The 19,315-nt window shown below is 70.5% G+C and carries 15 protein-coding genes; 14 read left to right on the top strand and 1 reads right to left on the bottom strand.

Annotation, left to right across the window (positions count from 1 at the left end; genetic code table 11):
* The first annotated feature begins 317 nt into the window (after positions 1 to 317).
* The 12 genes from AB0L95_RS39080 to AB0L95_RS39025 all read left to right on the top strand — a co-directional run bounded on the left by AB0L95_RS39080 (position 318) and on the right by AB0L95_RS39025 (position 14,215).
* Complete coding sequence (locus AB0L95_RS39080) at positions 318 to 1,187, top strand: 3-hydroxyacyl-CoA dehydrogenase family protein (protein WP_365170970.1); 870 nt, start codon at positions 318 to 320, stop codon at positions 1,185 to 1,187.
* 18 nt (positions 1,188 to 1,205) lie between these two features.
* Positions 1,206 to 1,457, top strand: a complete 252-nt coding sequence (locus AB0L95_RS39075) for an acyl carrier protein (protein ID WP_365170968.1) — start codon at positions 1,206 to 1,208, stop codon at positions 1,455 to 1,457.
* 42 nt (positions 1,458 to 1,499) lie between these two features.
* Positions 1,500 to 2,684: a hypothetical protein gene (locus tag AB0L95_RS39070; RefSeq protein WP_365170966.1), complete on the top strand. Its 1,185-nt coding sequence runs from the start codon at positions 1,500 to 1,502 to the stop codon at positions 2,682 to 2,684.
* Between the two features lie 2 nt (positions 2,685 to 2,686).
* The gene (locus AB0L95_RS39065) at positions 2,687 to 3,820 is read left to right on the top strand and encodes an acyl-CoA dehydrogenase family protein (RefSeq protein ID WP_365170964.1); all 1,134 of its coding nucleotides are present in this window, start codon (positions 2,687 to 2,689) and stop codon (positions 3,818 to 3,820) included.
* A 474-nt stretch (positions 3,821 to 4,294) separates the two neighbouring features.
* Positions 4,295 to 6,337 (top strand): M4 family metallopeptidase, encoded by a 2,043-nt coding sequence (locus AB0L95_RS39060; RefSeq protein ID WP_365170962.1) that lies wholly within the window; start codon positions 4,295 to 4,297, stop codon positions 6,335 to 6,337.
* A 244-nt stretch (positions 6,338 to 6,581) separates the two neighbouring features.
* On the top strand, positions 6,582 to 8,240 hold the full coding sequence (locus AB0L95_RS39055) for a M4 family metallopeptidase (protein ID WP_365170960.1): 1,659 nt from the start codon (positions 6,582 to 6,584) through the stop codon (positions 8,238 to 8,240).
* 67 nt (positions 8,241 to 8,307) lie between these two features.
* Positions 8,308 to 8,814, top strand: coding sequence for a DUF1990 domain-containing protein (locus AB0L95_RS39050; RefSeq protein ID WP_365170958.1), 507 nt, complete (start codon positions 8,308 to 8,310; stop codon positions 8,812 to 8,814).
* 296 nt (positions 8,815 to 9,110) lie between these two features.
* On the top strand, positions 9,111 to 10,286 hold the full coding sequence (locus tag AB0L95_RS39045; protein ID WP_365170956.1) for a sialidase: 1,176 nt from the start codon (positions 9,111 to 9,113) through the stop codon (positions 10,284 to 10,286).
* 34 nt (positions 10,287 to 10,320) lie between these two features.
* Positions 10,321 to 11,517 carry a chromosome condensation regulator RCC1 gene (locus tag AB0L95_RS39040; protein WP_365170954.1) on the top strand — a complete coding sequence of 399 codons (1,197 nt, stop codon included), beginning with the start codon at positions 10,321 to 10,323 and terminating at the stop codon, positions 11,515 to 11,517.
* A 51-nt stretch (positions 11,518 to 11,568) separates the two neighbouring features.
* A complete protein-coding gene (locus AB0L95_RS39035; protein ID WP_365170952.1) occupies positions 11,569 to 12,042 on the top strand; it encodes a hypothetical protein in 474 nt (157 codons plus the stop codon).
* Positions 12,039 to 12,887: a hypothetical protein gene (locus tag AB0L95_RS39030; protein WP_365170950.1), complete on the top strand. Its 849-nt coding sequence runs from the start codon at positions 12,039 to 12,041 to the stop codon at positions 12,885 to 12,887. The genes AB0L95_RS39035 and AB0L95_RS39030 overlap by 4 nt, the downstream gene beginning before the upstream one ends.
* A gap of 17 nt (positions 12,888 to 12,904) precedes the next feature.
* Positions 12,905 to 14,215: a hypothetical protein gene (locus AB0L95_RS39025; RefSeq protein ID WP_365170948.1), complete on the top strand. Its 1,311-nt coding sequence runs from the start codon at positions 12,905 to 12,907 to the stop codon at positions 14,213 to 14,215.
* 56 nt (positions 14,216 to 14,271) lie between these two features.
* Here the strand turns inward: AB0L95_RS39025 and AB0L95_RS39020 are convergent, their stop codons facing one another.
* Positions 14,272 to 16,890, bottom strand: coding sequence for a glycosyltransferase family 1 protein (locus AB0L95_RS39020; RefSeq protein WP_365170946.1), 2,619 nt, complete (start codon positions 16,888 to 16,890; stop codon positions 14,272 to 14,274).
* 279 nt (positions 16,891 to 17,169) lie between these two features.
* Here AB0L95_RS39020 and AB0L95_RS39015 point away from each other — a divergent pair, with 279 nt between their 5' ends.
* Positions 17,170 to 18,372 (top strand): S8 family peptidase, encoded by a 1,203-nt coding sequence (locus tag AB0L95_RS39015; RefSeq protein WP_365170944.1) that lies wholly within the window; start codon positions 17,170 to 17,172, stop codon positions 18,370 to 18,372.
* Positions 18,373 to 18,602: 230 nt separating this feature from the next.
* A partial coding sequence (locus AB0L95_RS39010) for a maltotransferase domain-containing protein (RefSeq protein ID WP_365170942.1) occupies positions 18,603 to 19,315 on the top strand: 713 nt, incomplete at its 3' end.

Below are 19,315 nucleotides of genomic sequence, written 5' to 3'. Positions count from 1 at the left end.
TCGTGCCGCCTGGATGATCAGCACTCTCACGGGTTACTGTCCATCAGGGATCTTGTTCTGCTGATCACTTGGGGGCATGCTGGTGCACGGGTAGGCTTCCCGGCGCTCGACTCGGTACTGGTGTTGTCGGTTCGGCGCCGGTACCGTCCTGCTCCGATCGGTGATACTTGGCCGAAATGGTCTGGGGGGAAGCGCCGTTGCGCCGTCGGCGGAGCGCTTCATTCGCCATTTGTTAAACACCAATTTCTTGCCTGCCCGGCAGCTTGCGACCACAGCTGCCAGGACAACACTCCACTGCGGGGAGACAGGGGACAGTGATGGTGAACGTTCGTACCGTGGGTGTGATCGGGGCCGGGGTGATGGGACGGGGCGTCACCGTCGCGCTCCGCCAGGCCGGTTACCGGGTGATCCTGGTCGACCGCACCGAGGAGGTCCTGGAGCGCACTCGCAGGCAACTCCGCGACGACGTACGTCTCTACGCGATGCTGGCCCCCGGATCCCCCCTCACCTTCGAGGAGTTGGCCGACCAGACGGTTTTCACCACGAAGATCGAGGACCTGGCCGAGGCGGATCTGGTCGTCGAGAACGCCACCGAGCGGTGGTCGGTGAAGCAGCCGATCTACGAGCGGCTCGGCGAGATCCTGCGCCCGGACGTCGTCGTCGCGGTCAACACCTCGGCCATCTCGATCACGCGGCTGGGCGCTCTGACCGGCCGGCCCGAGAACGTGATCGGCATGCATTTCATGAACCCGGTACCGCTGAAGCCTACGGTTGAGGTGATCCGGGCCTTCCACACCTCCGCATCCACGGTGGACACCGCGCGCGAGTTCCTGTCCTCGATGGGCAAGAAGAGCATCGTGGTGAACGACAGCCCAGGGTTCGTGACCAACCGCGTCATGATGCTGACCGTCAACGAGGCCGCGTATCTGGTGCACGAGGGCGTCGCCTCGGCCGCCGACACGGACCGGCTGTTCGTGGAGTGCTTCGGCCACACCATGGGGCCGCTGGAGACCGCCGATCTGATCGGCCTCGACACCGTGCTGCTCTCCATCGAGGTGCTGTACGACGAGTTCAAGGACAGCAAGTACCGCCCCTGCCCGCTGCTGACCAAGCTGGTGGACGCCGGCCTGCACGGACGCAAGAGCGGACAGGGATTCTTCAGCTACCAGGCCGCGAAGCGCGGCTGAAGGGGAGGACGGGGCACCATGGCCGACAGCGCCGGCAACAAGGAAGCCATTCGCGAGTTCATTCTCGACAACATCTCCGAGTCGACCGTCGGCGACGACGAGGACATCTTCGAGCGCGGCCTTGTGCGTTCGATGTTCGTGATGCAGTTGGTGCTCTTCGTCGAGCAGGAGTTCGGCGTTTCCATCACCGGCGAGGATCTGCAGTTCGACAATTTCCGTACGATCGACCGGATCGACGAGCTGGTGTCCCGAAAACTGGCCACCGTCTGAAAACCGGTGCCTGAAGGAGTCGACAAGGGGAAGGGCCCTTCGATGCCTACCGTACATGTGCGCCTTTCACACGGGGTTCCGGAATCCCTCGCCCCCGAGCTGATGAAGCGGATCTTCTTCGTGTCCAGCTCGATCGCGGAATTCGAGCTGACCCGCGAAGAGGGATCCGTGACAGGCGTCGAACTCACCCTGCATTCCACCGCGGGCGCGGATTCCGCGGAGGTCGCCGCAAAGGTGAACCGCGTGGTGGCCGAGCAGATCCTGCCCCAGCGCCCGCTGGCACCCCGGGTCGTCTGGGAGTCCCCGGTGCGCCGGGACACGTTCGCCGACACGTTCCCGGAGCTGGTGGAGCAGGGCACCGTGGTGGTCTCCGGGGAGGGCCAGGTCGGCTTCGGCGAGCCGCTGATCTCCCTCTTCGCCTTTCTCGACAAGCGGCTGCGGGCCATCGCGCTGAGCCTGGAGTCGGCCCGCGAGTACCAGTATCCGACGCTGCTGCCGACGAGCGTGCTGGACCGGTTCGGCTACTTCGGGTCGTTCCCGCAGTTCCCGATGTTCGTCACCCGGCTCCACAACGACCTGGACGTCTACCAGTCCTTCGTCGAGCGCTACACCGCCGAACATCGCCTGCCGGACGATCTGTTCGAGCACTGCTCCGACCACGCCTACTGCCTGCCGCCGACGATGTGCTACCACAGCTTCCACCAGTTCCAGGGGCGACGGCTGGACGGCGACATGGTCGTCACGGCGCGCGGCAAGGCGTTCCGCTACGAGTCCCGCTACCACACCAGCCTGGAGCGGCTGTGGGACTTCACCATCCGGGAGATCGTCTTCATGGGCTCCCCGGAGTTCGCCGCGGAGTGCCGGAACACCGTGATGCAGCAGGCGTTCTCGCTGATGGAGGAGCTGGACCTGACCGGCCGGTGCGAGGTCGCGAGCGACCACTTCTTCACCAACGCCGACACCGCGGGCAAGATCCTCTCCCAGCGCATGATGGAGCTGAAGTTCGAGCTGCTCCTGCCGGTCTCCGCCGACCGGTCGATCGCCGTGGGCTCGTTCAACCTGCACGGCAACTTCTTCGGGGACTCCTTCGACATCACGAGCCCGGGCGGCGGCTCGATAGCCAGCGGATGTGTGGGGTTCGGCCTGGAGCGGCTGGTCCACGCGTTCCTCAGCCAGCACGGCGGCGATCCGGCACGCTGGCCCGACGCGGTCACACGGGAGATGTGAGGGTGGACACGGTGCTGTACGGACTTTCGCCGCAGCAGCAGGAGGACCGGGCGTCCTTCGCGGCCTTCGTCGACGACCACCTCGTGCCCGAGGCGGACCGCTGGGACCGGGAGCAGCAGCTGCCCGACTCGATCGTCGAACTCCTCGGCAAATCCCGCCTCCTGGTGCCGACACTGCCGTTCGAGGCGGGCGGCAGCGCCATGGACGTGGAGACCTACGGTCTGCTCAGCGAGGAACTCGGCCGGGGCTGCGGCAACATCCGCAATCTGGTGGCCGTGCAGGGCATGGTCGCGCACGCGATCCTGAAGTGGGGCACCAAGGAGCAGGCCGACCGCTGGGTCCCGCGCATCGGCACCGGGGAGACGGTCGGCGCCTTCGCCCTGACCGAGCCCGAGGCCGGCAGTGACGCGCGCAACGGTTCGATGACCGCCGAGCGTATCGGGGCGGGGTATGTCCTGAACGGCCGGAAGAAATGGATGAGTTTCGGTCAGCGCGCCGGAATCTTCCTGGTCTTCGCCCGGCTGGAGGACGAGCCCGCGGCCTTCGTGGTGGAGCGCGGCACGGACGGCTTCCGCACCGAGCCGATCTCCGGTCTGCTCGGCCTGCGCGCCTCCGAGCTGGCGGAGCTGACCTTCGACGGCTGTGTCGTGCCCGAGTCGCATCTGATCAGCCGCGGCCGGCTCACCTTCGATCTGCTCGCCACCGGCTCCCTCGACTACGGCCGCTACAGCACGGCCTACGGCTCGGTGGGCCTGGCCCAGGCATGTCTCACCGCGAGCCTGGAGTACACCCGCGAGCGCACCCAGTTCGGCGTACCGCTCAGGGACCACCAACTGGTGCGCCGGATGCTCACGGACATGATCTCCTCGGTCGAGGCGGCGCGGCTGCTGTGCCGCCAGGCCGGTGTCCTGCGGGCCCGCCACCACAAGGACGCGATCCGCCAGACCCTGATCGCCAAGTACGTCGCCTCCCGCGCCGGCTTCGCGGCTGCCAACGACGCCGTACAGCTGCACGGCGCCAACGGCATCGGGCCGGACTTCCCGGTGCAGCGGCATCTGCGGGACGCCAAGGTGCAGGAGATCATCGAGGGCACCAGCCAGATCCAGCAGCTGCAGATCGCCGAGATGACTCTCTAGTGCCCCGACAGGCAACGGTTGCCCCGTGCAAACGTTGTCTGCCAGGGCGCTGATACGGCGACCGGAGCCCCGTCGGCGATGCCGACGGGGCCTTCGCGTTGTCCAAAATCGCGTGCCGGACTGTCCGGAACCGGCCGCCGCCGCCCACACTCCGGACCACGCTCTCAGCACACCCGTCTGAACAGTTCGTATAGCGAACATGACTATCCGGGCAACGGACCATTTCCAGCCAACTTATTGATGCGATCCTGACAATCTCTGCGGTCTCTGCCACGCTTCCCACGGCCGCCCCACAGCAACCCCACAGCAACCCCACAGCAACCCCACAGCAACCCCACTGCTCCACCGCTGTGTCGTGGCCCGTCACCTTCATGCACCTGGTTCCGCGTTCCGCCCTTGTTCTGCCCGGACGGGCGACCCTCCGTCCGGTCTCCCCTGGCCGCGCGACCCGCGGCCACGCAGAAGGAGTCAGTGTTGAGCAGCAGTTCCTCTCGCAGACGCACCTCCCACACCCCCGCCCGCCGCGCCGCTGCCGTCGCCCTCGTCGGCGTCTCCGCGCTGCTGGCCGCCGCCGTCCAGTCGGGCGCCGCGAGCGCCGTCCCGGTCGGCCTCCGGACGGGGAAGATCAACCCCGCCCACATGACCCTGAAGCTGTCCCCCTCGCAGCGCGCCGAACTGCTGCGCGACGCCGACACGGCGAAGGCGGACACCGCCCGGGCGATCGGGCTCGGCGCCCAGGAGAAGCTGGTCGTCCGTGATGTCGTGAAGGACGCCGACGGCACCGTGCACACGCGCTACGAGCGCACCTACGCGGGCCTCCCGGTGCTCGGCGGCGACCTCGTGGTCGACACCGCCAAGTCCGGTCAGACCCAGCGGGTCATCAAGGCCACCTCGGCCACCATCAAGGTCGCCTCGCTCACGCCCGCCCTGACCGCCGCCACGGCCGAGAAGCAGGCGCTGTCCGTCGCGCGGGCCGAGGGCTCGAAGAAGACCGACGCCGACCGGGCACCCCGCAAGGTGATCTGGGCGGCGAACGGCACGCCCGCGCTGGCGTACGAGACGGTGATCGGCGGGTTCCAGGACGACGGCACCCCGAACCAGCTGCACGTCATCACCGACGCCGCCAGCGGCAAGGAGCTGTTCCGGTACCAGGGCATCGAGACCGGTGTCGGCAACACCCAGTACAGCGGCCAGGTCACGCTGACCACCACGCAGTCCGGGTCGACGTACACGCTGAACGACGGCTCGCGCGGTGGGCACAAGACGTACAACCTCAACCACGGCTCCTCCGGCACCGGCACGCTGTTCTCCCAGTCGAACGACACCTGGGGCAACGGCACCACGTCGAACGCCGCGACCGCGGGCGCGGACGCCCACTACGGCGCGCAGGAGACCTGGGACTTCTACAAGAACACCTTCGGCCGCAGCGGCATCAAGAACGACGGCCAGGCCGCGTACTCCCGCGTGCACTACGGCAACTCGTACGTGAACGCGTTCTGGGACGACAGCTGCTTCTGCATGACGTACGGCGACGGGTCCGGCAACGCCGATCCGCTGACCGCGCTGGACGTGGCCGGCCACGAGATGAGCCACGGCGTCACCTCCAACACCGCGGGCCTGAACTACTCCGGTGAGTCCGGCGGCCTCAACGAGGCCACCTCCGACATCTTCGGCACGGGTGTGGAGTTCTACGCCAACAACTCGTCGGACGTGGGCGACTACCTCATCGGCGAGAAGATCAACATCAACGGCGACGGCACCCCGCTGCGCTACATGGACAAGCCCAGCAAGGACGGGGCGTCCAAGGACAGCTGGTACTCCGGGCTCGGCGGCCTCGACGTGCACTACTCGTCCGGCCCGGCGAACCACTTCTTCTATCTGCTGAGCGAGGGCAGCGGCGCCAAGGTGATCAACGGCGTCAGCTACAACTCGCCCACGGCGGACGGCCTTCCGGTCACCGGCATCGGCCGGGACAAGGCGCTGCAGATCTGGTACCGGGCGCTCACCACGAAGTTCACCTCGACCACCAACTACGCGTCGGCCCGCACCGGCACGCTGGCGGCGGCGGGCGAGCTGTACGGCACCACGGGCGCCGAGTACAAGGCCGTGCAGGACGCGTGGGCCGCCATCGCGGTCGGTTCCCGCTCCGGCGGCGGCTCCGGCGGCGGGACGTCGTACGAGAGCACGACCCCGGTCTCGATCCCGGACAACGGACCGGCGGTGACCTCGTCGATCACCGTGAGCGGCCGTACCGGCAACGCTCCGAACAACCTCCAGGTGACGCCGAACATCACCCACACCTGGCGCGGTGACCTGGTGATCGACCTGATCGGCCCGTCGGGCACCGCGTACCGGCTGAAGAACTTCAGCTCCTCCGACTCCGCGGACAACGTGACCGACACCTACACGGTCAACGCCTCGTCGGAAACGGCCAACGGCACCTGGAAGCTGAAGGTCCAGGACCAGGCGGCTCAGGACGTCGGCAAGATCAACAGCTGGAAGATCACCTTCCCGTAACCCGCAGTTCAGAGCCCCGCAGACAGGGCGCCGCCCTGGAGGTTCGAACCTCCGGGGCGGCGCCCGTTCACATTTCCGAAACATTAACCAGCCAATCGATTTTGAGCCAACATCACTTTGGGCCCTGACATGTACGCGGCGTTAGTGGGACCCTTCCACCACCCGCCGCACGAGCACAGCGACTTCACATCCCTTCCGGCCGGCAACCCCACGCCGACCGGTCTCCCCCACATAAGGAGCTTGTGTGACTCCCCGCTACGCGCGTCACCAGCGCACCACTCTGGCCATCGCGACCGCCGTCGCCGCCGGAGCGCTCCTCACCACCGGCCTGTCCACCGGCGCCTCCGCCCAGACCGGGTCGGCCGCCGGCAAGGCTCCCCTCGCCGCCGCCCCGACCACTCTGTCGGCGTCGGCCCGCGTCTCCCTCGTCAAGGAGGCGCAGGCGAACGCCTCGGAGACGGCCCGGCAGATAGGCCTCGGCACCAAGGAGAAGCTCGTCGTCAAGGACGTCGTGAGAGACGTCGACGGCACGGTGCACACGCGCTACGAGCGCACCTACGCCGGACTGCCGGTGCTCGGCGGCGACCTCGTGGTCCACACCTCGAAGGCCGGCAAGACCGAGGGCGTCACCAAGGCGACCAAGTCGGCGATCAAGGTGGCCTCCCTCAAGCCGCAGATCACCGTCGCGAAGGCGGAGAAGCAGGCCCTGAGCGCCGCCAAGACGCTGGGCTCCGCCAAGTCCGCCGCCGACGGTGCGCGCAAGGTCATCTGGGCCGGCTCCGGCACGCCCGTCCTCGCCTACGAGACGATCGTCGGCGGTCTCCAGGACGACGGCACCCCGAACCAGCTGCACGTCATCACCGACGCCGCCACCGGCAAGGAGCTGTTCCGGTACCAGGGCATCGAGAACGCGACCGGCACCGGCAAGACGCTGTACTCGGGCACCGTCAGCCTCACCACCACCCAGTCGGGCTCGACGTACAACCTGACCGACGCCTCGCGCGGCAGCCACAAGACCTACAACCTGGCCCGCAAGACGTCCGGCACCGGCACCCTGGTCAGCAGCTCGACCAACACCTTCGGCACCGGCACCGCCTCCACCTCCTCCTCCGACCAGACCGCGGCCGCCGACGCCGCCTACGGCGCGCAGGAGACCTGGGACTTCTACAAGAACACCTTCGGCCGCAACGGCATCAAGAACAACGGTGTCGGCGCCTACTCCCGCGTCCACTACGGCAGCAGCTACGTCAACGCCTTCTGGGACGACAGCTGCTTCTGCATGACCTACGGCGACGGCGAGGGCAACGCCGACCCGCTGACCTCGCTGGACGTGGCCGGCCACGAGATGAGCCACGGTGTCACCGCCAACACCGCCGGCCTCAACTACAGCGGTGAGTCCGGCGGCCTGAACGAGGCCACCAGCGACATCATGGGCACCGGTGTGGAGTTCTACGCGAACAACGCCAACGACCCCGGTGACTACCTCATCGGCGAGAAGATCAACATCAACGGCGACGGCACCCCGCTGCGCTACATGGACAAGCCCAGCAAGGACGGCGGCTCGGCCGACTCCTGGTCGTCCTCCGTCGGCAACCTGGACGTCCACTACTCCTCGGGTGTGGCGAACCACTTCTTCTACCTGCTGTCGGAGGGCAGCGGCGCGAAGACGATCAACGGCGTGAGCTACAACTCGCCCACGTCCAACGGCTCCACGGTCACCGGCATCGGCCGGGACAAGGCGCTGCAGATCTGGTACAAGGCGCTGACGACGTACTTCACGTCGACGACCAACTACAAGTCCGCCCGCACGGGCACCCTCTCAGCGGCTTCGGCCCTCTACGGCTCCACCAGCGCCGAGTACAAGGCGGTGGCGGCGGCCTGGTCCGCGGTCAACGTGAACTAGCACCGACAGAGCACCACAGCGGCCCCCGGCGGGAAGGCGATGCCGGGGGCCGCCCTACGCTGGGGCCATGTCCTTCACGTACGAGGATGTCGGCGCGACCCGCGACGGCCACTGCCCCGAGGGGTTCCGCCCCCTGCACATCCGCGCCCGCATCGGCGAGGGCGAGGAGGTCTTCCGCCGGGCGACCGAGGCCCTCCTCACCTGGGAGCTGCACCGGGCGCTGGGCGTCGGCGTCCTGGCCGGCGCGGACCGGGCGGCCCCAGGCGTCGATGTCACCCTCTCCGTGGCCGGCGTGATCAAGGCCCCCTGCCGGGTGGTCTGGGCGGTCGAGGAACACCGCCGCGCGGGCTGGGCCTACGGCACGCTGCCGGGCCACCCCGAGTGCGGCGAGGAGGCCTTCGTCGTGGACCGCACCGGCGACGGCACGGTCTGGCTGACGATCACGGCCTTCAGCCGCCCGGGCAGGTGGTACACGAAGGCGGGCGGCCCGGCGGCCCGGGGCCTCCAGCAGGCGTACGCCCGACGCTGCGGATCGGTTCTGCGCAAGCTGTGCGCGGAGGTCCCGCAGGACTGACACCGCCCCCGGCGGCCCGCACCACCGCGGCGATCCGCCGCGCCCGCTCCCGCCTCTGTCGCCGGACGGCGATTTCGACGTGCCCGACATGCGGCTCCGACTCCCGTGCCACGACCGGGACATCGTCCTGCGCGCGCATCCGTCACGGAAACGGGGAAGCGGTGAACGCGGCCATCAGAAACGACAAATGGGGCCAAGCGCGTGACTTTGTGTCCATGCGCGGCAAAGCACAGGGAAAATGATCTTCGCGGTCTTCGCTCGCCGCCCTCTCCCCTTCCTCCCGGAGGACATTTCCCATGCCTTCCTCGCGCCAGCCCCGACGCGCCGCCCTGCTCGCCGCGGTCGTGCTGACCGGGGTGCTCGCCAACGGCGGTGTCACCCACGCGGCTTCCGATACCGACGTCCTCAGCTGGGGTGCCGACAACAGCGGTCAGCTGGGCAACGGCACGACGGCCGACCGATGGTCCCCGGGCCCCGTCGCCTCCCTCACCCGGGGCGACACCGCGCAGCTCGCCGCCGGAGGCACCGGTGACGACGACGCCTTCGTCGTCGCCCGGCTCTCGGACGGCACCGTGCGGGCCTGGGGGCACAACTCCCTGGGCCAGCTCGGCGAGGGCACCCGCGGCGACCAGGCCGTCCCGAACACGGTCGTAGGACTGACCGACATCGCCGGTGTGGCCGCGGGCGGGGGTCATGCCCTCGCCGTCGACAAACGCGGCCGGGTCCAGGCATGGGGCGACAACAACTTCGGGCAGCTCGGCACCAACCGGACCGGTGACGTGGCCACCACGCCGGTGCCGGTGCAGGGCCTCGTCAGCGCCAAACAGGTCGCCGCCGGCTGCGACTTCAGTCTCGCCCTGCTGGAGGACGGCACAGTCTGGGCGTGGGGACGCGGCAGCCGGGGCCAGCGCGGGCAGGGGGACGGCGATCTCTCGGCCGACGCCGTGCCCCAGCCGGTCACCGGACTCGACGAGGAGGTGGCCCAGGTGGCCGCGGGCTGCCACCACGCTCTCGCCCGCACGGTGTCCGGGAAGGTCTACGCCTGGGGCGACAACCTGTACGGGCAGCTCGGCAACGGCACCACCACGGGCAGCGGAACGCCGGTACGGGTACGGCAGCTGTCCGGTGTCCGCACGGTAGTCGCGGGAGCGGACCACAACTTCGCGATCCTCAACGACAACACGGTCTACGGCTGGGGCGCGGGCGGCTCCGGGCAGTTCCTGGAGGACGACGCCGCCAACCACAACGCACCGGTTCCCGTCGACGCGCTGACCGGCGTCCAGGAGCTGGCGGCCGGCCGCGACCACGACCTCGCCCTGTTCGACCGCCGGGTGACCGCCTGGGGCGCGGGCGGTCACGGCCAGCTGGGCGACGGCACCAATGTCTCCCGCCGCCGTCCCGTGACCTCGGTGCGCGGCAGCTTCGAACACGTCGCGGTCCCGCTCGGCGGCGACAGCAGCTTCGCGTACTGACCCTCAACCCGCCCCGGCAGATCGGCACTTCCTCATGCGTACCGCATCCCTCGCCACCTTCGCCGTGCTCGTCTCGGCCGGCGTCACCGCCCTCGCCGCGGCACCGGCCACCTCCGCCGGCCCCGGCACCTCCGACCCCTGGGTCTACGCCTGGGGACACAACACCAGCGGCCAGCTGGGCAACGGCTCCACCACCGGTTCGCGCTCGCCCGGGGCCGTCCTCGGACTGGCCCGGCAGGACGTCAAGGCGGTGAGCACGGGCGGCTGGATGAACGACGGCAACTCCTTCACCGTCGCCCTGCTCAAGAACGGGACGCTCAAGTCCTGGGGCAACAGCCAGTTCGGGCAGCTCGGCAACGGCACCACCACCGCGCAGAGCGTGCCCGGCTCGGTCGTCGGCCTCACGGGTGTCCGGGCCCTGGACACCGGCTGCTACCACGGCGTCGCGCTGCGCGGCGGGCGGGTGTGGACCTGGGGCCGCAACAACTCGGGGCAGCTCGGCAACGGTGTCCCGTTCCCCGCGACCGGCGAACTGGCCGCCGCCACCGCGCCGGTGGAGGTGCAGAGCCTGGACCGGGTCAAGGCGGTCGCGGCGGGCTGCACCTTCACGATGGCCCTGCGCGAGGACGGCACCGTGTGGACCTGGGGCAACAACGGCAGCGGCCAGCTCGGCAACGGCACCACCACCAACGCGAACACCCCGCAGCAGGTGCCGGGGCTGAGCGATGTGGAGGCGATCGACGCCGGCGCCTTCCACGCCCTGGCCGTGACCCGGGACCACAAGGTGATGAGCTGGGGCCTCAACACGGAGGGGGAGCTCGGCATCGACTCCACCACCAACAGCAACAAGCCGGCCGAGGTCAAGCACCTGACGTCCGTCGACCGGATCTTCGCGGGCCCGTACAACACCTTCGCGCTGCTGGCCGACGGCACGGTGAAGGCATGGGGCTGGAACGACAAGGGCCAGCTCGGCGACAAGACCACCACCAACCGCACCACGCCGCATCCCGTGGCCGCCTTCACCGGGGCACGGGAGATCAGCTCCGGGCTCAAGCACACCCTGGCCGTCCTGGAGGACCAGTCGGTCATCGCGCTGGGCGCCAACGACCAGGGCCAGCTCGGCGACGGCACCACCACGGACAGCCCGGTGCCCCTCACCGTGCTGCCGGCCGGCAGCGGAGTCGGTCATGTGGCGGGTGGCTATGTCACCTCCGTCAGTTTCGCCTACTGAACCTCCCCGGCCCCAGGCCTTCGACCACCCCGAGAGGACACCTCCCGCCTCGTGAGAAGCAACCGTCACCGCAGGGCCTGTCTGCTCCTGCTGGCCGCCCTGGCCGTGGGGCCCGCCCCGCTCGCGGCCGTCGTCGCCACCGCCCGCCCGGCGGCCGCCGACTGCCCGCCGGACGACACCCAGTGCGAGGAGAACCAGAAGGACCAGAAGGAGACCGCCAAGGAACGCCAGGACGTGAACGACAGCGTCAAGGACGCCAAGAAGGACATCACCAAGGCGCAGAACCAGGTCGATGAGTGCCGGCCCGAGTCGGCCGACTGCATGAAGAAGCTGGCCGGTGACGGCGCCCACGAGAAGGAGGGCATCGCACGCACCGAACAGACGCTGGCCGACTTCCAGGGCGCGCCCACCGACAACGCCTCCGGTGCCGTCGCCAACTCCTGTGGCCTGTACGCCGATTCACTGCCCGTCTCGGGCCCCGACGCCGAGGAGCTGACCCGGCTGTGCGAGGTGACGTCCCGATGAGCGCCCCCACCCTGCGTACGGTGCTGGCGGCGGGCTCCGCCGCTCTCGCCCTCGTCCTGCCCGCCACCGCGTCCGCGGCCGGCGGCGACCCGGCGTCCGGCCCCGCCCAGCCGCCCGTCCCGACCGCGCGCGCCTACGACAGGGACGGCCGCGAGATGCGGTCCGTCAAGCCGGTGCTGGACTACTGCCGGTCCCAGCCCGGCGGCTGCCGGTTCGCGCTCGACGACAAGATCCTGCCGCTGCAGTTCTTCAGCACGGTGAGGTCCTTCGGCAACGCCGTCATCAACTGCACCCAGAGCGACATCACCGTGGACCGCAAGGTCGATCTGGAGACCGGCAGCCAGGACAACCTCGGCGGCGAGATCACCGGCAGTGTCGCGCTGGAGGGCCAGGTGAACGTGAGCGGCGAGGTCTCGGCCGGGGTCAGCGGCGAGGGCGGCATCACCTTCAAGACGCCCAACATGAAGGACGGCCCCATGTCCGAGACGAACGCCAAGGGCGGCGCCCAGGGCAGCGGCAAGCTCGGCGCCTCGCTCTCCGCCAAGGCCGCGTTCCAGGCCGCGTTCAAGGCCCAGTACCAGCACACCTGGACCGCCAGGCACACCGAGTCCACGGCCTATCACATGACGGTGAAGCAGGGTGACGCCCTGGTCTTCGCGGCCAGCGCGGCCATGCAGCGGATCGCCGGCACCCTGACCACGGACCGGGGCCAGGTCGTGCGCAACATCGTCGTGGAGAGTCCCTCCACGGTCAACACCTCCTCGTTCATCGCGAGCACCACCACGATGCCGGGCTCGACCTGCGACCGGCTGCGCCCCTCCGGCAACACGGCCGTGACGCCCTGACGACCTCGGGAGAAGACATGGGAACGACCCCGAAGACACCCGGGAACGCCGTCGGGCGCCGGGGGGCGGCCACCGCGGGCACGCTGCTGACGGCGCTCGCCGTGCTCGGCACGCTGTCCGTCGCGGTCCCCGGCACCACCGCCCTGGCCGCCCCGGCCCCGGCCGCCGCGGCGGCCGGCGATCCCGCGCCCGTCCAGGTCGCCGTGATCAACGGCGACTTCCGCGAGCCCGCGTTCACCGCCGACACCGACACCAGCCAGATCAAGGGCTGGACCGTCACCTACCCCTACCGCTACAACGGCAACGTCTCCGGCCACCCCGCCAAGGCACCGGCCCTTCTGCTGCGCAACCGCACCACCGACGACCACACCGTCGGCCAGCGGCTGCGCGGGGTACGTGCGGGGGCCCAGGTCACCGTCACCTTCGACGACAGCTTCGGCGGATCCGGGAGCTGCCCCGCGGACCAGATCTCCCAGGGCCAGCCCTACACCGTGCAGGGCGAGGGCGGCACCCGCCAGGACTACCGCACCGACGCCAAGGACCGCGGCTGGCACCTCGACCGTGTGTACACCTTCCGGGCCGCGGTCCACGAGCCCCTGCTCACCTTCGCCACGAACCGCTCCACCGGCAGCTGGACCTGTGGCCCGCTGATCGCCCGGGTACGCGCCACCCAGGTGCCGCCCCCGGTGGACAAGACCGTCACCAAGGACCGGCTGCCCGCGCCCGTCGCCTACTACGGCAACGAGACGACGACGCCGAAGAAGGTCGCCGAGCAGTGCGTGAGCGGCGCGGGGGCCTGCGTGTTCCAGCCCGACGACGCGTACTCCTACCGCTACTACGACACCGCCCGGACCGTCGGCGAGGCGTACATCAACTGCACCCGCAACACCGTCAAGCACGACCGGCCGGTGGTCTACGGCGACCGGACGCTGGACAGCCTCAGCCAGAGCGTGGGCGTCGACCGGCTCGCCAATCCCCAGGACAATCTGCGCCAGCAGTTCGTCCGGGCCACGGGCTGGCGCTGGACGTCCGCCTCGGACCGGAAAATCAACGAGACGATCGAGCCCGGTGAGGTCTCCTGGATCGAGGCCCAGGCGGGACGCCGGCGCACCGAGGGCTGGTTCGTGACCACCGGGGACGACCCCGACCGGCAGTACCGCATGCATGTCACGGTCGACGGCCCCTCCCCGTCCCTCCCGGACCGCATCTACCAGCGCACGGGCCCGATGACCGCGGCGGAGAAGTCCCGCTGCCGAGCCGACCGCCCGACCGACACCACCCCGAACGGCGCGGACGCCCCGGCCGACACCAACGAACGCACGCCCTGACCTGCCCTCGTCCTCGACCGACACGGCCCGCTCCCCCCGGGAGCGGGCCGTCGTCGTCAGCGCAGCAGTACTCCCGCCGCCTCCGCCAGTTCCTCCGAGGGCACCGTGAGCAGGCCCAGTTCCGCGCCCGAGGCCAGCAGGGGGTGGGCGGGCAGGATGCGTACGGTGTAGCCGAACGGGCCGGTGCGGTCCAGGGACAGCGGGCCCTCGTACAGCCAGCGGCCCTCCAGGTCCGGGCCGCCCGCCGGTTTCAGGGCCGTCGCCGTCGCGTCCGCGATGCGGTCGTCCGCGTCGACCCGGCCCGACACCGCCTGGACCTCCACGTCGTCGGGCGTCAGATCGCCGAGGCCCACCCGGACCCGCAGCGCGAGCGTCGCGCCCAGCTCCGCCGTCGCGGCCGTCGCCTCGACATGGCCGACCGTGACGGCCGGCCAGGCCGCCCGCACCCGCGCCTTCCAGTCCGCCAGCTGCCGCGCCGCGTTCGAGGTCATCGCCCGGTGCGCATGGGCCGCCGGGGTGTACAGCCGCTCCACGTACTCGCGCACCATCCGCCCGGCCAGCACCTTGGGGCCCAGGTTCATCAGGGTCTGGCGGACCATCTCGATCCACCGGTCGGGCAGCCCGCCCTGCCCGCGTTCGTAGAAGCGCGGGGTCACCCGCCGCTCCAGCAGGTCGTACAGCGCCGCCGCCTCCAGCTCGTCGCGGCGGTCCTCGTCCATGGCCGCGCCGTCCGCCGTGGGGATCGCCCACCCGAAGTCCGGCTGGAACCACTCGTCCCACCAGCCGTCCAGAACCGACAGGTTGAGGCAGCCGTTGAGCGCCGCCTTCATACCGCTGGTCCCGCACGCCTCCAGCGGGCGCAGGGGGTTGTTCAGCCACACGTCGCAGCCAGGGTAGAGCTTCTGCGCCATCGCCATGCCGTAGTCCGGGAGGAAGACGATGCGATGACGCACCCGGGGGTCATCCGCGAACCGGACCAGCTCCTGGATCAGCCGCTTCCCGCCGTCGTCCGCCGGGTGCGCCTTGCCCGCCACGACGATCTGGACCGGGCGCTCCGGGTGCAGCAACAGCTCCATCAGGCGGTCCCGGTCGCGCAGCATCAGGGTCAGCCGCTTGTACGACGGCACGCGGCGGGCGAAGCCGATCGTCAGCACATCGGGGTCGAGCACCCCCTCGATCCAGCCGAGCTCCGCCGTTCCCGCGCCGCGCTGCCGCCAGGAGGCGTAGAGCCGCTCCCGCACCTCCAGCACCAGTTGTTCGCGCAGCACCCGGCGCAGGTCCCAGATCTCCTGAGCCGGGATCTCCGCGATGCCGTCCCACCGCTCGCGCCCGCCGACCGTCATGGCGTCCTCGGTGCGCTCCGCGCCGATCTGCCGCGCCCCGAGGCGGAACACCTCCGGTGCCACCCAGGTCGGCGCGTGCACCCCGTTGGTCACGGACGTGATCGGCACCTCGTCGGGGTCGAAGCCCGGCCACAGACCGGAGAACATCTCCCGGCTGACGTTGCCGTGCAGCAGCGAGACGCCGTTGGCGCGCTGGCCGAGCCTGAGGCCCATCACGGCCATGTTGAACAGGTTGGGCTCGCCGCCCGGGTAGGTCTCCATGCCGAGCTGGAGGACCCGCTCCACCGTGATGCCCTCCAGCTCCGCGCCGGGTCCGAAGTGGCGGGCCACCAGCTCCCGGTCGAAGCGGTCGATCCCGGCCGGGACGGGGGTGTGGGTGGTGAAGACCGTGCCGGCCCGCACCGCCTCCAGGGCCGCGTCGAAGTCCAGGCCGTTCGCGCACAGTTCCGCGATCCGCTCCAGGCCGAGAAAGCCGGCGTGGCCCTCGTTGGTGTGGAACACCTCCGGTTCGGGGTGCCCGGTCAGCCGGCAGTACGTACGCACCGCGCGCACCCCGCCGATGCCCAGCAGCATCTCCTGGAGCAGCCGGTGCTCGCTGCCGCCGCCGTAGAGCCGGTCGGTGACGCCCCGTTCGCCGAGGTCGTTCTCCTCCACGTCCGAGTCGAGCATCAGCAGCGGCACCCGGCCCACCTGGGCGAGCCAGATCCGGGCCTGGAGCCGGCGGCCGCCGGGCAGCCCCAGGGACACCCGGGCGGGGGTGCCGTCCGGCTCGCGCAGGGGCGTCAGGGGCAGTTCGTTCGGGTCGAGCACCGGATAGTGCTCCTGCTGCCAGCCGTCCCGCGAGAGGGTCTGCCGGAAGTAGCCGTGCCGGTACAGCAGGCCCACGCCGATCAGCGGGACCCCGAGGTCGCTGGCCGCCTTCAGATGGTCGCCGGCGAGGATGCCGAGGCCGCCGGAGTACTGGGGCAGCGCGGCGGTGAGGCCGAACTCGGGGGAGAAGTAGGCGACGGCCGCGGGCAGATCGGACCCGGAGGAGTGCGTCTGGTACCAGCGCTCGCCGGTCATGTAGTCGGCCAGATCGCCGGCGGCCGCGGCGAGACGGCGCAGGAAGCGGCGGTCCTCGGCCAGCTCCGCCAGCCGTGCCGGCGGCACGCTCCCCAGCAGCCGCACCGGGTCGCCGTCCGAGGCGGCCCAGCGTTCAGGGTCGACGGACTGGAAGAGGTCGCGGGTCTCGGAGTGCCAGGACCAGCGCAGATTGCGCGCGAGATCGCTGAGCGGGTGAAGGGATTCGGGGAGGACGGGTCGGACGGTGAACCTGCGGATGGCCTTCACGAGTTCCACCTTCACGTAAGGGCGTACGCGGTGTGTCACCCCCGACGGTACGCCGCGTGGCAACGGTGCGTTCGGCTTACCGCCGGTTCGCGCGCGCCCCGCTCCGGGCCCCGCCCCCGGAAGCCGTGCGACCGATATGGCCGATTCCGCCCCGTCGGGCGGCCTTGTGGCGGTTCACACCGCACGAGAGGCTGCCCACCGGCGTACCGGCCGAGGGGGTTCGGGGGCGTGGAGAGTCCGTGGTCGCCGTACGCCGAGTGGAGGAGGGGAACGCACACCATGGCACGGAAGAGAACCGCGCGTCTGCGCTGGGCGGGCTGCCTCACCGCGGTCACCACGGTGGTGGCGCTCGCGGCCGCCGCCGAGCCCGCGCACGCCGCACCGGAAGGAATGGTGCTCGGCGCCGGGGCGCCCGGCTCCGTCCGCGACAGCTACATCGTGACGCTCAAGGGGGGAACGAGGGCCGCATCGGCGGCCGGCGAGAGCATCGTGGAGAGGTACGGGGCGAGAATCGGCCATATCTACGGGACGGCACTCAACGGGTACGCGATACGGGCCGACGAGCGCCAGGCCCGGCGTCTCGCGGCGGACTCCCGTGTGGCCTCGGTGGTCCAGGACAGCCGGGTCTCGCTCGACGCGACCCGGAAGAACCCGCCGTCCTGGGGCCTGGACCGCATCGACCAACCCCGTCTCCCGCTCGACGGCAGCTACTCCTCCCCCGGGCCCGAGGGCGCGGGCGTGACGGCGTACGTCATCGACACCGGCATCCGCATCTCGCACAAGGACTTCGGCGGGCGGGCGAGCTACGGCTGGGACTTCGTCGACGGCGACGGGACCGCCGCCGACGGCAACGGGCACGGCACACATGTGGCCGGAACCATCGCGGGCGCCGCGTACGGGGTCGCCGAGCGGGCGAAGGTGGTCTCGGTGCGGGTGCTGGACGACCACGGCTCCGGCACCACCGCCCAGGTCATCGCCGGCATCGACTGGGTCACCCGGCACGCGCACAAGCCCGCGGTCGCGAACCTCAGCCTGGGCGGCCGCGCCAGCGCCCAACTGGACGCCGCGGTACGTGCCTCCATCGCCTCCGGGGTCACCTATGTCGTCGCGGCGGGCAACGACGGGCTCCCGGCCGTCCGGTACTCCCCCGCCCGGGTCGCCGAGGCCGTGACGGTCGGCGCCGTCGACCGGACCGACACCCGGGCGCCGTTCTCCAACTGGGGTCCGGGCGTGGACCTGTTCGCCCCCGGTGTGGGGATCACCTCCGACGCGTACACGAGCGACACCGGCCATGCCACCCTCTCCGGTACGTCGATGGCGACCCCGCATGTCACGGGTGCGGCCGCGCTGTATCTGGCCCGTCATCCGAAGGCGACCCCGGCCCAGGTGGGCCGGGCGCTCGTCCGGCAGGCGTCGTCCGTGGACGTCACCGCGGCCGGCTCCGGCTCGCCCGGCAAACTTCTCCGGGTGGACAGCCCTTGAACTGCCGTTCACCGGGCACCCGTACTGTTACCGGCCTCGCCCCAGCGGGCGGGGCCGGTCCCTTTCCCTCGCCCGGATGCGGCCGGTCTTGAAGGTAGACATACGCGTGAGTAGTTAACAAAGTGCCGGAATGCCCACCCGTACATGGTGGGAAGGCTCCCCCGGTAGACCCGCCGGCCACCTTCCGACACCCTCATCCGCCACCGACGTTGACGCGGACAGGAGCGGTCATGCCCCCGACGCACCACTCGCCGACACCTACGGCACCGGGCACCGGCGCCTCACCCTCAAGGACCTCCGACGCCGGTCCCCCAGCCCCCCGGACACCCTCTACGGACCAAGGGCCCGCCCCGGGCCTCGCCCTCGGACGCATCCCCGTCCTCGACGTACGCCCCCTCGTCCTCCAGGGCCGCCGCCCCGCCAAGGCCGTGGTGGGCGAGGAGTTCGAGATCTCCGCCACCGTCTTCCGCGAGGGCCACGACGCCGTCGCCGCCCATGCCGTGCTCACCGATCCCCAGGGCCGTCCCGGTCCCCGGATCGCGATGCGCGAACTCGCCCCCGGCACCGACCGCTGGGGCGCCACCGTCTCCGTGCCCCGGGAGGGCAACTGGACCTACGCCGTGGAGGGGTGGGGCGATCCGGTGACCACCTGGCGGCACCATGCCACGATCAAGATCACGGCGGGGATCGACACCGAACTGGTCCTGGAGGAGGGCGCGAGACTGTACGAGCGCGCGGCCGCCGGAATCCCGGAGCACGAGGGCTCCGGTGACGTTCTGCTCGCCGCGGCCGACGCCCTGCGCGACACCGGCCGCCCGGCCGCCTCCCGGCTCGCGGCGGCGCTCACCCCCGAGGTGGTTGGGGTGTTGGGGCGGTTTCCGTTGCGGGAGTCGGTGACGTGTTCGGATGCGTTGCCGTTGCTGGTGGAGCGGGAGCGGGCGTT

The sequence above is a fragment of the Streptomyces sp. NPDC052036 genome, assembly GCF_040680495.1.
Lineage (GTDB): Bacteria > Actinomycetota > Actinomycetes > Streptomycetales > Streptomycetaceae > Streptomyces.
This window is presented reverse-complemented; position numbering and strand designations above follow the sequence as displayed.